Raw genomic sequence first — 14,662 nt, 5'->3', positions numbered from 1 at the left:
GGTCGGTGCAGGGGACCTCAGCCAGGTCGACGCAGGAGCCGGGGGTTCTCTTGCACTCGCAGGGGGAGAGCGCTAGCGTCGTTCTGGCACTCGGGTCTGGTGAGTGCTAGCGCGTTTGCTGCCGCCTCACCCCGCGTCGCACCTCGACGTTGACCGACCCGTGACACATCACCCCGCCGGCTCCCGCCGGCGGCACCACCCCGCTCACACCGCCGGGCCACGCGGGTCCGGCGACGTCTCCACGGAGGTCCCGTTGAGCAAGGACGTCAAGATCAAGCCGCTCGAGGACCGTGTCATCGTCACGCTCGATCAGAGCGAGCAGACCACCGCCTCCGGCCTGGTCATCCCGGACACCGCCAAGGAGAAGCCCCAGCAGGGCACCGTCGTGGCCGTGGGCCCGGGCAAGCGCTCGGACACCACCGGCGACGTCATCCAGATGGACGTCAACAGCGGCGACACCGTCCTGTTCTCCAAGTACGGCGGCACCGAGGTCAAGGTCGACGGCGAGGAGTACCTCATCCTCTCCGCCCGCGACATCCTCGCGATCGTCGGCTGAACAGGCCATCTGCGGGTCCAGTCGGCTGCCCTGCGGGGCGGTCGTCCGGCCCCCCCGGCTGACCAGCTTCCCCACGAGCCCCCGCGGCTCGCACACGAACACCAGAGCCAGGAGAACACCGTATGGCCAAGATCCTCAGCTTCAGCGAGGACGCCCGCAAGGGACTCGAGCGCGGCGTCAACAAGCTCGCCGACGCCGTCAAGGTCACGCTCGGCCCCCGCGGTCGTAACGTCGTGATCGACAAGAAGTGGGGCGCCCCCACGATCACCAAGGACGGCGTGACCGTCGCTCGGGAGATCGAACTGGAGGACGCCTACGAGAACATGGGCGCCCAGCTCGCCAAGGAGGTCGCCACCAAGACCAACGACGTGGCCGGTGACGGCACCACCACGGCGACGGTCCTGGCCCAGGCGATCGTCAAGGAAGGCCTCCGCAACGTCGCGGCCGGCGCCAACCCGATGTCGCTCAAGCGCGGCATGGACAAGGCCGTCGAGCACGTCGTCGAGGAGATCGCGAGCCAGTCGCGCGAGATCGAGACCCAGGACGAGATCGCCCAGATCGCGGCCATCTCGGCCAACAACGACCCCGTCATCGGCAAGACCCTCGCCGACGCGATGGACAAGGTCGGCAAGGACGGTGTCATCACCGTCGAGGAGTCGCAGACCTTCGGCATGGAGCTCGACTTCGTCGAGGGCATGCAGTTCGACAAGGGCTACATCTCGCCCTACATGGTCACCGACCCCGAGCGCATGGAGGTCGAGTTCGAGGACCCCTACATCCTCATCGCGAACTCGAAGATCTCCGCGGTCCAGGACCTGCTCCCGATCCTCGAGAAGGTCATGCAGGGCGGTCGCCCGCTCGTCGTGATCGCCGAGGACCTCGAGGGTGAGGCGCTGGCCACGCTGGTGGTCAACAAGATCCGCGGCACCTTCCAGTCGGCGGCCGTCAAGGCTCCCGGGTTCGGTGAGCGCCGCAAGGCCATGCTGCAGGACATCGCCGTCCTGACCGGTGGCCAGGTCATCTCCGAGGAGGTCGGTCTCAAGCTCGAGACGGCCACCCTCGACCTGCTCGGTCGCGCCCGCAAGGTCGTGATCACCAAGGACGACACCACCATCGTCGAGGGTGCGGGTTCGGACGACGACATCAAGGGCCGGATCAACCAGATCAAGGCCGAGGTCGACAAGACCGACTCCGACTGGGACCGCGAGAAGCTCCAGGAGCGCCTCGCGAAGCTCTCCGGCGGCGTCGCGGTGGTCAAGGTCGGTGCCGCGACCGAGACCGAGCTCAAGGAGGTCAAGCACCGCATCGAGGACGCCCTGTCCGCGACGCGTGCGGCTGTCGAGGAGGGCATCGTCGCCGGTGGTGGCGCCGCGCTGCTGCAGGCCGAGGCCGGTCTCGACAAGCTCGAGCTCGACGGTGACGAGGCGACCGGTGCCAAGATCATCCGCGCCGCCCTGTCCTCGCCGCTGTACTGGATCGCCTCGAACGCGGGCCTCGAGGGCTCCGTCGTCGTCGAGAAGGTCCGTGCGATGAGCGCTGGCGAGGGTCTCAACGCCCTCACCGGCGAGTACGAGGACCTGCTGAAGGCCGGCATCATCGACCCCTCGAAGGTCACCCGGTCGGCGCTGCAGAACGCCTCGTCGATCGCCGGTCTGCTCCTGACCACCGAGGCGCTGATCGCCGACAAGCCGGAGCCCGAGTCGGCCCCGGCCGGTGGCGGCGGTCACGACCACGGCATGGGCGGCATGGACTTCTGATCCGCGCCACCTGAACGCACCACAGCGAGGCCCCCACCACGGTGGGGGCCTCGCCGCGTCGACCCGGCTGGACCAGATCCGCCCGGGAGCGCAACCTCACGTGGGCTCCGTTCGTTGTGGCGGTGGGCGCATCGCGCGCCGGCCCGGTCACGCCCGGACAGCCCCTGCATCGGTCGCCTCCAACGGGAGTCACGCGCTTGCCATCCGCCACCACCGCACCCGTCCTCGTCACCGGGGGCGCCGGCTTCATCGGCTCCCACCTCGTCGACCGTCTGCTCGCCGAGGGCAACCGCGTCGTCGTCGTCGACGACCTGTCGACCGGTCACCGTGACAACCTCGCGGCAGCCACGGCGGCGCACCCCGACGCGTTGGTGTTCGAGCAGGTCGACATCTGCAGCCCGGAGCTGACCGACGTCGTCGCGCGTCACCAGCCGTCGGTCATCTTCCACCTCGCCGCCCAGATGAGCGTCGCGGTCAGCGTCGACGACCCCGTCGCGGACGCGGTGACCAACGTGGTCGGCACGGTGCGTGTGCTGGCCGCCGCGGGCCTGCACGGGGTGGCCAAGGTCGTGTTCACGAGCTCGGGCGGCGCCATCTACGGCGAGGTCCCCCGTGAGCAGTTGCCGTTGACCGAGGAGCACGGTGGACCCGGGTTGTCGCCGTACGGGGCTGCCAAGCGGGCTGGTGAGGAGTACGTGCGCACCTTCGCGACCCTCCACGGCTTCGCGTGGAGCGCCGTCGCGCCCGCGAACGTCTACGGCCCGCGTCAGGACCCGGCTGGTGAGGGCGGCGTCATCGCCCGCTTCACCCAGCGGATGCTCGACGGCGAGCCGTGCGTCATCAACGGTGACGGCTCGCAGACCCGTGACTTCGTCTACGTCGCCGACGTCGTGGATGCGTTCGTGCGCGCCTGGTCCGAGGGTGACGGCGAACGCTTCAACGCGGGTACGGGCCGCGCGACGTCCGTCAACGACCTCTTCGACGCGCTCGCGGCGGCCACCGGTCACGACGGCCCGGCCGAGCACGGCCCTGCCCGGCTCGGTGACGTCATGCACAACGTGATCTCGCCCGCCAAGGCCGCCCGACAGCTCGGCTGGGAGCCGCGGACCAGCCTCGCCGACGGCCTGGCCACCACGGTGGCGTGGGCCCGCGGCGAGCACGACGGGACGCTCGTCTGACGGGTCCTACGCGAGGTCGAACACGATCACGTCCGCGGTCGTGACGTCGGGTGTTCCGAGGTGGTCCGCGAACCGCGCGTAGTGCTCGAGCCACCACGTCGCGGTCCAAGCGACCGCCACGTGGGTGGCGCCGGCGGTCCGTAGCCGCGACAGCTCGCCGATCGCGTGCTCGTCGTCGGCGGGCGCGCCGACGTACCGCCCACGGTGCTCGAGGAACGGCAGGACCGTCCGACCGGCGAGCGTCCCGCCGACCTCCCAGGCATCCTCGTCGACCAGCACGATGGTCGCGTCGGGTGGGGTCGACTCCCGCAGCGTGGTCGCCGCTCGGTCGAGGCGGTGGAACCACGAGCCGGCCCGCCACCGCTCCTCGTCCAACGGCAGGCGCAGCGCCGCCGCTCGGGGACGGAGCGCGGAGAGGCAGGCCTCGAACCGGCGCAGCCCGACCGCGAGCCTCGCGTCGAAGGGCTGCATGGGCCGGCTGCCGTTGCCGGCGTGGCGGCGCCAGCACGACCGTGGCTCGGTCACCGCGATCCGACCGTAGAGCGGGGTGGTGGCCGACAGGTAGATGTCCGGGCACAGGTCGAACGGCCCCTCGGGGATGGGCAGGACGGCTGCCAGCGCCGTGCGTGACCACGCGTTCCCGCTGGTCGACGACCATCGGTAGCTGAACGGACCGTCGGTCAGGACGCGATCGACGAGATCCCCCGACTCGAGGTCGGTGCAGACCACCTCACCGGTCGGCTCTCCATCGGCGTCGATGACCCGCATCGGCCACTGGAGGCGTCCGAGCGCGGGGACGGCGGCGAACGCCGCGCGTGCTGCGGCGACGGCGGTCCGATCGAGCACGTCGTCGGAGTCGAGGAACACCACGACGTCACCGCTGCTGGCCTCGAACCCGGCGTTCAAGGCGGATGCCTGGCCACCGTTGGTCTTGACGATGCCGACGATGTCCGCCCCGTACCGGGCGATGACGTCCGAGGATCGATCACCGGACCCGTCGTCGACCACCACGACCTCGTCCGCCGGCTCGGTCTGGGTGAGCGCGCTGTCGATGGCCGCCGGCAGCAGTCGCGCGTTGTCGAAGTTGTCGATGACGACGCTGATCGTCGGTGCGCTCACCCCGCACCCACCTCGGCCAGCAGCCGGCTCAGGACGCGGTCGGCACCGAAGTGCTCGCGAGCGATCTCGCGGGCGGCCAGGGTGTGGGTGGCGTAGCGGGCGCGGACGTCCTCGATGCAGGCGGCGGCCTCCGCCACGTCGGTGAACGCGAGGAGCCCCTCACCGCACGGCAGCACCGCGCTGAAACCGGTGTCCTGCACCACGACCGGTCGGTGGCTCGCGAGGTAGCCGGTGCTGCGTTCGCTGAACCACCCCGACCGTGAGGTGACGTAGCCGTGCTTGGCGACGCTCCACTCGGCGGCCGACCCGTGGATGAAGGACTGGTAGACCCACGGATCCCACGTGGCCGCCTGCGGGTCGGACAGCTCCCAGCCGAGGGTGCTGAGCTGCCGCTCGGTGGCCGCATCGGCGCGACCCACCGCGAGGTGCAGCGGGACGTCCACGCGCCCCGGGAGATCGACGAAGTCACCGAACGCGGCCGACTTCATGCCGTAGGTGGTGCCGTTCCAGGTCGCGGTCGGGTAGCTGTCCCACTGCATCACGGTGGTGAAGGGCAGCGTTGTCACGTCCGGCTCGGGGCCCGCCTGCCACGCGTCGAGCGTCACCGGCTGACGGGTTGGCCGCCACGGCAGCCCGTCGTCCGGCACGGTGCAGCCCGGCGTGCCGATGCGCTCGCCGAACGTGAGGAAGTGGGTGTGCGCCTCGGCGTGCGCCTTGGCCCCCGGGTCCGTGAGGTGGCGGATCTGGGTGAACACCGGATCGGCGTCGATGAACACGCGGAGCGGCACCTCCTCGAGCCACGGACGCAGGGGGTGGATGCCGGCGACGTTCAGGACGACGTCGGCGGTGCGACAGATCTCTGGAGCTTCCCCCGCGGCGGGGCCGCGCCAGCTGCCGGTGTGGGCGTGGTGGTAGGCCCACCGGTCGCCGAGACCGAGCCGCCCGAGCACGCGGCCGGCGTACGCCACTCCGTAGGTGGGATCGGTCCCGACGGCGCCGGTGACCGGGTCGTAGTTGGTCTCGTAGTCGTGTGAATCCTCGATCAGCCACACGTCGTGACCGAGGGCGGCCAGACCCGTGGCGTACTGCACCGAGTGCCACGTCATCCCACCGAGGGGGAACCCGACGACGTAGCCGAGCACGACGATCCGCAGCCGCCCGTCGTGCGCGGTCACGGCCGGCGCCGCGAGGCCGTCGTCTCCAACTCACGCAGATCGATGTCCGGTGGCGGGCGGCCGCCCGGGTACGACCAACCGACGATGCGGGCGGGGTTGCCGGCCACGATCGCGTAGGCGGGCACCTCGAAGTCGACCACCGCCCCCGCTCCGACGATGGCGCCGTCACCGAGGCGGGCGCCGGCGAGCAGCACCGCCTTGGTCCCCACCCACACGTCCTCGCCCATCTCGATGGTGGGCGTGACCGCGTCCGGGTCCCGTCCGGTCGCGGCGACCGCGTCCGGCGGGACCCCCCACGCGTCGGCCGCGATCACGACGTCGTGGGAGATGAAGGCGTGGTCGCCGACCACGACCCGGCCGTTGGTGAGGATGACCGGGGACACGATGGTGCTGAACCGGCCGAACTCGACCTCGCCGTCGGGGCCGAGGTCGAAGACCGTGCCCTCGTACACCCCCGTGTCGTCACCGATCCGGACCCCGGTCGGTCGACGGCTGCGGTAGCGCTGGAAGGCGAACGAGCTGTAGAGGTAGCACCGCTCGCCGACCTCGACGTTGGCGGGCAGCGGGTCCGGCCACCAGTCGCCGTCGAGGTAGATCGCACCCTCGGCCTCGCTCACACCGTCACCTCCGCGGGGACGACGCGGGCGGGGTTGCCCACCGCCATCGCGCCCTCGGGGACGTCGTGGGTGACGACGGCGCCGGCGCCGATCCGGGCGCCCGCTCCGATGCGTACCCCCTTCAGGACGATGGCGCCGATCCCGATGTGCACGTCGTCGCCGATGGTGACCGGCTCGGGCTCGAAGGGGGCGCGGGCAGCGTGGTCACCCTCGGGCGCGTGTGCGATGGAATCGGCCCGGCGCGCCACCGGGTCGTGGGGGTGGAAGTCGCAGTCGGCGATGGTGACGCCGTAGGACACCACGACGCGGTCCCCGAGACGGATGTCGCCGGCACCCATGAACATCGCGCCGACGAGCACGCAGTCGTCTCCGATGGTCAGCCGTCCGGTCGGCTCGATCGAGAACCGGGTCCAGGTGTAGGCGCGGAGCCGGTCGCCGACGACCAGGCCGGGGACCTGGCGGCTGCGGAAGCGCAGGAAGGTCTTGGTGCTCTCGATCCAGCAGCCCTCCCCGAGCCGGACGTTGTCCGGCAGCGTGGACAGGTCCCAGGTGCCGTCGAGGTCGGAGGTGTCCCAGCTCATCGTGTGTCCTTCAGCCGTTGATGGCGAGGCGGTCGCACAGGGCACCGAGGACCCGGGGCGCCGCGAAGTGCTCGCGCGCGAGGTGTCGTGCGGCCTCGGCGTGCGTGGTGTGGTCGGCCTCGACGCGCTCCAGAGCGGCCAGGGCGCCGTCCGGGTCGTCGAAGGCGACGATGCCCTCACCGGTGGGCAGCAGCTCGCTGAACCCGGTGTCCTGGACCACGACGGGGCGGCCGGCGGCCAGGTAGCAGGTGGAGCGGCAGCTGAACCACCCGCACCTGGTCGCCACGTAGACGTGCTTGGCGATGCTGAACTCGCCCCGCGAGCCGGTCAGGTAGTCGCGGTAGGCCGCCGGCGTGCGGGACACGTCGATGGCGTCGACGACCGACCACCCGAGCTCGCGCCAGCGCTCCACGGGAGGGTGTGCCCCACCGGCGGCCACCTCGAGGTGCGCCGTCGTCCGGGTCGGGAGCCGCTCGATGCGGGTGAACTCGCGCTCCTTGGTGCCGTACTCGACACCCTCGTGGCTGATCGGGTGCGGCGAGTTGTCCCACGACAGCACGGTGGTCCAGCGCTCACCGTCGGCCGCCGCCGCATCGCTCCACAGCCGCTCGACCACCGGGGGCCGGGTGGGGACCCAGTCGAGCCCGAGGTCGGGCAGGGGGCAGTCCGTGGCACCCAGCCGCTCGGCGTAGGTCGCGAAGCGGTCGTGGGCGAGGAGGCCGTGGTCGAGGGGGTTCGGCCGCGCCTTCGGCCACCGCATGAAGTGGTTCCAGCCGGGGTCGGAGTCGAGGTAGACCTTGTTGCGCGAGGGGAGGTACTCGTCGCGGAGCACCGCCGCGCCGGACACGTTCAGGAACAGGTCCGCGTCGGCCACGATGTCCGCCATCTCGTCGGCCGGGACGCCGTAGCTGCGCTCGTCGACGCCGCGGAAGTGCCACCGGTCGCCGAGGGACGAAGACAGCGACGCGAGCGAGCGCTGGATGTGGTCGACGGGGCCCGACCAGTCGAGCTCGTGGTCCCAGTCCCCGGTGTCGAGCTCGAGCGAGGGCATCGTGGTGTCCTCGAGGTACCAGACCTCGAAGCCGAGCTCCTCGAGCCCGAGGGCGTACTGGGCGTAGTCGTAGAACACCCCACCCACCGGGAAGGCGCCGATCAACCCGGTGACGACGGCCTTCACGACGGCGCCGTCACTGGTGCGGCCGGGATCCCCTTGGGCGGGTCGAGATCGCCGGAGGAGCCGACGACACGGACACCGCCGTCACGCACCTCGACGATCGCGTCGCACGAGTCCAGCGTCGAGCGCCGGTGGGCGATCATCAGGGTGGTGCGACCCGCCATCAGCCGCTCCATGGCGGCCATGATGGATGCCTCGGTCGCGTCGTCGACCGAGCTGGTCGGCTCGTCGAGGATCAGCACCGGTGCGTCGCGGAGGAAGGCGCGGGCCAGCGAGACCCGCTGGCGTTCGCCACCCGACAACAGCATCCCGCGTTCACCGACCCTGGTGTCGTACCCGTCGGGCAGACGCAGGATGAAGTCGTGCGCGTCCGCGGCCTTCGCGGCCGCCTCCACGTCCTCGTCGGTGGCGTCGGGGCGGGCGTAGCGGATGTTCTCGGTGATGCTGGTCGAGAACAGGACCGGCTCCTGGAGCATCAACCCGTACTGGTTGCGCAGGTCCGCCAGGTCGATGTCGCGGACGTCCACGCCGTCGAGCCGGACCGTCCCGGCGTCCGGGTCGTAGAAGCGCATGAGCAGGCTGATGAGCGTGGTCTTGCCGGCCCCGGTGCGGCCGACGACGCCGACGCGGGCGCCCGCCTCGACCACGAGGTCGACATCGCGCAGCACCGGACGGTCGGCGTCGTACCCGAAGCAGACACCTTCGAAGGTGAGCTCCCCGTCGGCGCGGTCGAGGCGGCGTGCGTCGCTGCGCTCGGTGACCTCGGGCAGTTCGTCGAGCAGTTCGAACGCCCGCTGGGCCCCCGCCAGGGACGACTGCAGGTCGCCGACGCGCTGCGCGATCTCCTCGAGGGGGCCGTAGAGCGCAGCCAGATAGGCGATGACCACGAGCAGCTCGCCGAGCGTGGTGGTGCCGGCCAGCACGTTGCGGACCCCGATGCCGAGGACCAGGGCCGTGCCGGCGGCGGTGGTCACGTTGATCCACAGCCCGTACGAACTCTCGCGGACCGCGAGCCGTACCTTGGCCCGCATGCTGGCGCCGTACCGGTGGGTGAAGCGGCGGGCCTCGCTGTCCTCGCGACCGAAGGCCTTGACGACCCGGACCGCGGACAGCACCTCCTGGACGACACCGAGCGCGGTGGTCTCGAGCTCGCGTAGCTCCTGGTAGCCCCCGCGGATCTCCCGGACGTGCTGGCGGGAGAGCCAGAAGAGGACCGGGCACACCGCGAGGGCGACGAGCGCGAGGGACAGGTCGATGCGTGCCGTCACCACGAGGATGACCACGAGGGTGACGCCCGAGCTGACGAACGGGATGACCGTGTCGGCGGTGTGCTGCAGGCTGGGAGCGTCGTACTCGATCCGGTAGAGCGACTCGTAGGTACCCCGTCGGTCGTGGAACGCCAGCGACAGCCGCTGCACGTGCCGGAACATGCGAGCACGGAACCCGAGGGTGATGCGCTCGCCGGTCGCGGTCGTGGCCACGTAGGTGCCCATCGACTGCAGCTGGATGGCGCCCATCAGCAGCACGTGCAGCAGCGCGACGACAGCGAGCAGCCGCAGCGGGGTGTCGGTCAGCGCTTCCGGTGTGAGCGCGGCCAGCAGCCTCGGGACGGGCGTGTCCCCGATGACGCTGTCCACCGCGATCTTGAGGGGGATCGGTTGCAGGAGCATCAGCGGGGCGGCGAGCAGGTGCAGCGCCAGCACGAGCGCGAGACCGCGCGCGTGGGGTCGCAGCTCACGCAGCATCCGCAGGAGCAGGGCCCGGTCCCCGGGGCGGTCGGGGACGGTCAGCGTCTCGGGCGCGTCGCGGTCCGCCGCGGCGTCGTCCGTCCCCGTGCCACCGCCCGCCGCGTCGGTGCTCGTCGGCGCCGTCGCTGCGCTGGTCCGAGGCGTCATCCGGACCGGGACGCGACGGGGGAGCGGGGCACGCGGCGCCGCGTCGGTCATCTCCGGAGCGGTTGGCTCCGCGTCGGCGCTCAGTCGCTCGTGGAGCCGGCCGACGTCGAACTGCCGGACCGTCGACGCGTGCGAGGTGGCGGGCACCCCGAGCTCGACGAACATCCTGCGCAGCTCGGCGCTCGATCGGCCGAGCTCCTTGGCGACCTCGTGGACGCGCCGCTTGCCGAGCCCCTCGTCGCGGCGTTCCGCCTGGACCGCGCTGGCGAAGCGGTCCGCCTCCGCCATCGTCACCGTCGAGCCGGGATCGTCGACCCGGTGCCCGAAGCGACGGAGGGTGCGGACGACCTCATCCGCGTCCATCTCGGCCCACGCGGCGAGCTCGCCGACCCGGATGACGTCCACGGGACTCAGGGTGCGGCCGTGACGATGGCGCGACGACTGCGCGGGCCGACCCGGACCGCGCCGCGGAGGGTCTCCACGGCCAGCGCCGCGAGGATCACCAGGCTGACCGCCCCGAGGCCGAGGAGCGACGTCGCGACCGCAGCCGCGGTGCCGGCGGCCAACCGCCCGCTGCGGGCACGGAGCCGCACCCGGATCTGGACGCAACCCTCGGGGTGTGCGGAGGTGACGAGGTCGCCGACGAGCGTGGCCGAGCCGACGAGGCGTGCGTCGTGGTCCTCCCAGCCGGTGGCTGCCAGGACCCGCACCCCGTCACGGCGGAGCACGTCGACGATGGCGGCTGTGGTCGCGGCGCGCGGGCCGGTGGCGGGCAGCAGCAGGACGCCGCCATCGAGGTGCGTCACCGGACCCGGCAGCGGCGCACAGCTCGGCAGGTCACGGCGCGCCTCGGGGACCCCCTTCCACCGGCCCCAGAGTCGGACCAACGGCTGACCGAGGTGGAGCCAGGCGACGCCCACCCGGAACGCGAACCGGCCGCGGTCGAGGTCGCGCGGCGGGTGGGCGCGGGCGGCGTCGGTGACCACCAGGGCCACGATGGCTGCCAGGCCGACCGCGGCGGGCAGGAGGAGGGCGAGGTGCAGCAGGGCGAGCGGTGTCGTCAGGACGGCCGCGATCGCCAGCGGTAGGCCGATCTGGTGGGCGAGGTCCAGGACGTGGCCACCGCCCTGGTAGACCGACTGGTAGGCGCCGGTCCCGAACAGCCCGCGGTAGACCCGCTGGTTGAGCAGCGACGGCGCGAACGAGTCGTAGATCCGTCCCTTCCATCGGGCGGTCCCGAGCGGGGTGAACCGGTCGGGGTGGCGGGCCTCGACCAACGCCTCGGCGCGCCCGTAGCCGCGCTGTTGGCGGAAGTACGCGCGTGCACCCGGCCGCCGGTGGTGCCACACGAGAGCGGCCGGGTGGAACCCGATCTCCCACCCACGGTCGAGCACCTTCCAGCACAGGTCGACGTCGTCCCCGGCCGCGTCGTAGATGGGGTCGAACCCGCCGACGTCGGTCAGGACCTCCTCGCGCCAGAACGCCATGTTGCAGCCGGGCACGTGTTCGGCGCGGTCGTCGGAGATCAGCACGTGGACCGGACCGCCGGGGCTCCGGGCGACACGGTGGGCGCCGACGGGGTCCGAGGGCGGCGGCACGTTGGGGCCGCCGACGCCTCCGACCATCGCACCGTCGAAACCGAGGGCCAGGTAGTAGGGCCACTCCGGCTGCGGGTAGGCGTCCGAGTCGAGGTAGGCCACGATGTCACCGGTCGCCGCCTCGTACCCGGCGTTGCGGGCGACCGAGAGGCCCGCGTGCGGCAGGTCGACGAGCCGGACGCGGGGGTAGCGGCGGGCGATGTCGGCCGTGTCGTCGGCAGACCCGTCGTTGACCACCAGGATCTCGAGGCCGGGGTACTCGATGGCGCAGGTGTGGTCGAGGCACTCCGCCAGCGTCGCGCCGGCGTTGTAGGCGCAGATCACCACGCTGATCGACGGCCAGACGCGATCGAGGTCGGCGACGGTGCGCTGGTTCCACCAGGTCGCGACGTCGAGTGCCGGCTTCGGGGAGCGGTCGGCGTGGGTGAGGCCGAAGTGCCACCCCTCCACCGCGGCGTCGCCCACCCACCACTCGTCGGTCCACGAGAACACGAACGTGCCGGCCACGCCCCGTTCGACGGCGGTCGCCAGCTGCCAGTCGAGTGCATCGGCCTGACGCTTCTCGCCGTCGGGGTCGGTGCCCGCGTCCAGGCCGACCTCGCCGAGCACCAGGGGCCGGTCACCGGCGAGGTGGTGGAGCCGCGTCAGGTAGCGCCGGAAGTCGCTCTGCTGCTCGAGGAAGACGTTGAAGGTGAGGAAATCGAGCGAGGACAGGGGCAGGTACTCGGCCGTCGGGTAGTTCGCGTACGTGACCAGCTGCTGGCCGTCGATGGCGTGCACGCGGTCGGCCAGGTCGGCCAGGAACGCGGCGATGCGGCGGGTCCCGAACCACCGGATCACGTCCGCGGGGATCTCGTTGCCGAGGCTGACCCCGAGCACCCGGTCGTCGCCGAGCAGACGGTGCGCCTCGGACTCGACGGTCGCCGCCGCCTCACGGGCCACGCGACGCACCTCGGACCGCGAGGCACCGACGAGGTAGCGCCAGTCGGGGTAGAAGATCCCCGCGAGGACGACGAGGTCGTTGGCGGCGGCTGCCTGCAGCACGTCCTCGGGCGGCGGCGTGTAGGTGCGGACCGTGGTGAACCCCGCCTCGCGCATCGCGGCGAAGTCGGCGTCGACCTGCGACGGCTCGGGGAAGCGGTGGCCGTCCGCACGGGGCCGGAAGGTCCCGTAGGTCACCCCGCGCAGGTGGAACCGCTCGTCGCCGCGTCGGAACTGCTTGCCGTCGACCGTGATGCGCATCGGAGCCCCGTGAGTTGGACCGGGTGCGGTAGCCGTCCGAACGGACGCTGCTGTGGTTAGAACGTGGGACCTGGGTCCTGGTGACGGCCCGACGGCCGGTCGGCCGGCCGGGATCGCCGACCGCGGCCGTGGGTCACGATCCGTTGCGCAAGGGGGCTGGCGACCTCACGTGAGGTGGCCCGACGGGTCTCAGCGACGGTCCGGGGCCACGAGGGGGTGCGCGCTCAACGCTCGCGACGCCGGTGGGTTGCCGGCGAGGGGCCGCGGTCGATCCGGGCCCTCAGCGGCCCCGGCTGCTTGGGTCCCGGCGCCCGGCGTTCCTAGGCTCCCGGCCGGTTCGGACCGAGAGATCACCGCGTGATCTTCAACAGCGTGCAGTACGTCGCGTTCCTCGCCGTGGTGGTCGGCATCTACTGGCGGCTACCTCGCCGCGGACAGAACCTGCTGGTCCTGGTCGCCTCGTACGTGTTCTACGGCGCCTGGGACGCACGGTTCCTGGTGCTCATCGCGATCTCGACGGTCGTGGACTTCGTCGTCGGGACCCGGCTCGGGCGCGAGGGGACGTCGGGCCGCTCCCGCCGCGGGTGGCTGGTGGTGTCCATCGCGGTCAACCTCGGGATCCTCGGCTTCTTCAAGTACGCCGGGTTCTTCGCGACCTCGTTCGCCGCGCTGGCGGCGAAGGTCGGCGTGGAGGTGTCGCCGTTCGTCCTCGACGTCGTCCTGCCGGTCGGGATCAGCTTCTACACGTTCCAGACCCTGTCGTACACGATCGACGTCTACCGGGGACGGTTCCCGCCGACCCACGACCTGCTCGACTTCGCGACCTACGTGGCGTTCTTCCCCCAGCTGGTGGCAGGGCCGATCGAACGGGCCGCCAACCTGCTGCCGCAGTTCGCCCACCAGCGCCGCCGGCCGGACGCCGCGACCCTCCGGTCGGGGCTCGGGCTGATCGCGCTCGGTCTGGTGATGAAGGTGGTGGTCGCCGACGCGCTCGGCCCGTACGTGGACGATGCCTACGCCGCGCCGCGGGAGATGGGCGGGCTCCACATGCTGCTGGCCACCTACGCGTTCGGGCTCCAGATCTACGCCGACTTCGCCGGGTACACGGCGGTGGCGCGTGGCTCGGCCCGTCTGCTCGGTGTGGAACTGATGCGCAACTTCGAGCAGCCCTACCTGTCGACCAACATCACCGACTTCTGGCGGACGTGGCACATCTCGCTGTCGACCTGGCTGCGCGACTACCTCTACATCCCGCTCGGCGGCAACCGTGGGACCGCCTGGCGGACCGGTCGCAACCTGATGATCACGATGCTGCTCGGCGGCCTGTGGCACGGAGCGTCGTGGAACTTCGTGATCTGGGGCGGCCTCCATGGCGCGTTCCTGGTCGTCCACCGACGCCTGCGTCGCCCGGAGCGACGCCGGGACCTCGCGCTGCGGGACCTGCCCAGCATCCTGGTGACCTTCCACGCGGTCACGTTCGCGTGGATCTTCTTCCGGGCGCCGACGTTCGCCGACGCACGGTCGGTGATCGGCGCGATCGTGACCTGGCGCGACCGTGACCTCCCGCTCGACCTGCCGTGGGTGCTCGCGGCCGCGGTGGTCCTGACGCTGACGATCGACCTCGCCCAGCGACGGACCGGGTGGCAGCTGCCGTTCCCGACCTGGCCGCGGGTCGCCCGTGGCCTGGCGTACGGCACCGCAGCCGTCCTGTTCGTGGTCTTCTCCGGGCAGCCCATCCAGCCGTTCATCTACTTCCAGTTCTGAGGTCCA

11 protein-coding genes are annotated in these 14,662 nt (G+C 71.6%); 4 read left to right on the top strand and 7 right to left on the bottom strand.

Features of this window, described 5'->3' with window-relative positions; all coding sequences use genetic code 11:
- The first annotated feature begins 253 nt into the window (after nucleotides 1-253).
- From groES to NITAL_RS01530, 3 genes are all read left to right on the top strand, one after another.
- A complete protein-coding gene (gene groES, locus NITAL_RS01540; RefSeq protein ID WP_052664335.1) occupies nucleotides 254-556 on the top strand; it encodes a co-chaperone GroES in 303 nt (100 codons plus the stop codon).
- Nucleotides 557-678: 122 nt separating this feature from the next.
- Entirely contained in the window at nucleotides 679-2,313 is a 1,635-nt protein-coding gene (groL, locus tag NITAL_RS01535; RefSeq protein ID WP_052664334.1) for a chaperonin GroEL, read from the top strand.
- 197 nt (nucleotides 2,314-2,510) lie between these two features.
- Complete coding sequence (locus NITAL_RS01530; protein WP_052664333.1) at nucleotides 2,511-3,491, top strand: NAD-dependent epimerase/dehydratase family protein; 981 nt, start codon at nucleotides 2,511-2,513, stop codon at nucleotides 3,489-3,491.
- A 6-nt stretch (nucleotides 3,492-3,497) separates the two neighbouring features.
- Here NITAL_RS01530 and NITAL_RS01525 read toward each other — a convergent pair whose 3' ends face one another.
- The 7 genes from NITAL_RS01525 to NITAL_RS01495 are packed head-to-tail and all read right to left on the bottom strand — an operon-like array spanning nucleotide 3,498 to nucleotide 12,892.
- Complete coding sequence (locus tag NITAL_RS01525) at nucleotides 3,498-4,610, bottom strand: glycosyltransferase family 2 protein (RefSeq protein ID WP_052664332.1); 1,113 nt, start codon at nucleotides 4,608-4,610, stop codon at nucleotides 3,498-3,500.
- Nucleotides 4,607-5,785, bottom strand: coding sequence for a glycosyltransferase (locus NITAL_RS01520; RefSeq protein ID WP_052664331.1), 1,179 nt, complete (start codon nucleotides 5,783-5,785; stop codon nucleotides 4,607-4,609). Before NITAL_RS01520 ends, NITAL_RS01525 begins: the two co-directional genes overlap by 4 nt.
- Nucleotides 5,782-6,402: an acyltransferase gene (locus NITAL_RS28400; protein WP_083441113.1), complete on the bottom strand. Its 621-nt coding sequence runs from the start codon at nucleotides 6,400-6,402 to the stop codon at nucleotides 5,782-5,784. The genes NITAL_RS01520 and NITAL_RS28400 overlap by 4 nt, the downstream gene beginning before the upstream one ends.
- On the bottom strand, nucleotides 6,399-6,983 hold the full coding sequence (locus NITAL_RS29125; protein WP_052664330.1) for an acyltransferase: 585 nt from the start codon (nucleotides 6,981-6,983) through the stop codon (nucleotides 6,399-6,401). The genes NITAL_RS28400 and NITAL_RS29125 overlap by 4 nt, the downstream gene beginning before the upstream one ends.
- Nucleotides 6,984-6,993: 10 nt before the next feature.
- Nucleotides 6,994-8,160, bottom strand: coding sequence for a glycosyltransferase (locus NITAL_RS01505; RefSeq protein WP_052664329.1), 1,167 nt, complete (start codon nucleotides 8,158-8,160; stop codon nucleotides 6,994-6,996).
- Nucleotides 8,157-10,457: an ATP-binding cassette domain-containing protein gene (locus NITAL_RS01500; protein WP_157041560.1), complete on the bottom strand. Its 2,301-nt coding sequence runs from the start codon at nucleotides 10,455-10,457 to the stop codon at nucleotides 8,157-8,159. The genes NITAL_RS01505 and NITAL_RS01500 overlap by 4 nt, the downstream gene beginning before the upstream one ends.
- A 5-nt stretch (nucleotides 10,458-10,462) precedes the next feature.
- Nucleotides 10,463-12,892: a glycosyltransferase gene (locus tag NITAL_RS01495; RefSeq protein ID WP_052664328.1), complete on the bottom strand. Its 2,430-nt coding sequence runs from the start codon at nucleotides 12,890-12,892 to the stop codon at nucleotides 10,463-10,465.
- A gap of 357 nt (nucleotides 12,893-13,249) precedes the next feature.
- On the opposite strand from NITAL_RS01495, the gene NITAL_RS01490 reads away from it, so the two are divergent.
- Nucleotides 13,250-14,656, top strand: coding sequence for an MBOAT family O-acyltransferase (locus tag NITAL_RS01490; RefSeq protein ID WP_052664327.1), 1,407 nt, complete (start codon nucleotides 13,250-13,252; stop codon nucleotides 14,654-14,656).
- Nucleotides 14,657-14,662: the final 6 nt, after the last annotated feature.

The sequence above is a fragment of the Nitriliruptor alkaliphilus DSM 45188 genome (genome assembly GCF_000969705.1).
Lineage (GTDB): Bacteria > Actinomycetota > Nitriliruptoria > Nitriliruptorales > Nitriliruptoraceae > Nitriliruptor > Nitriliruptor alkaliphilus.
This window is presented reverse-complemented; position numbering and strand designations above follow the sequence as displayed.

Coding starts and splice junctions, on each gene's coding strand:
- groL (WP_052664334.1), top strand. CDS start 679: ATGGCCAAGATCCTCAGCTTCAGCGAGGACGCCCGCAAGGGACTCGAG.
- NITAL_RS29125 (WP_052664330.1), bottom strand. CDS start 6,983: ATGAGCTGGGACACCTCCGACCTCGACGGCACCTGGGACCTGTCCACG.
- NITAL_RS01495 (WP_052664328.1), bottom strand. CDS start 12,892: ATGCGCATCACGGTCGACGGCAAGCAGTTCCGACGCGGCGACGAGCGG.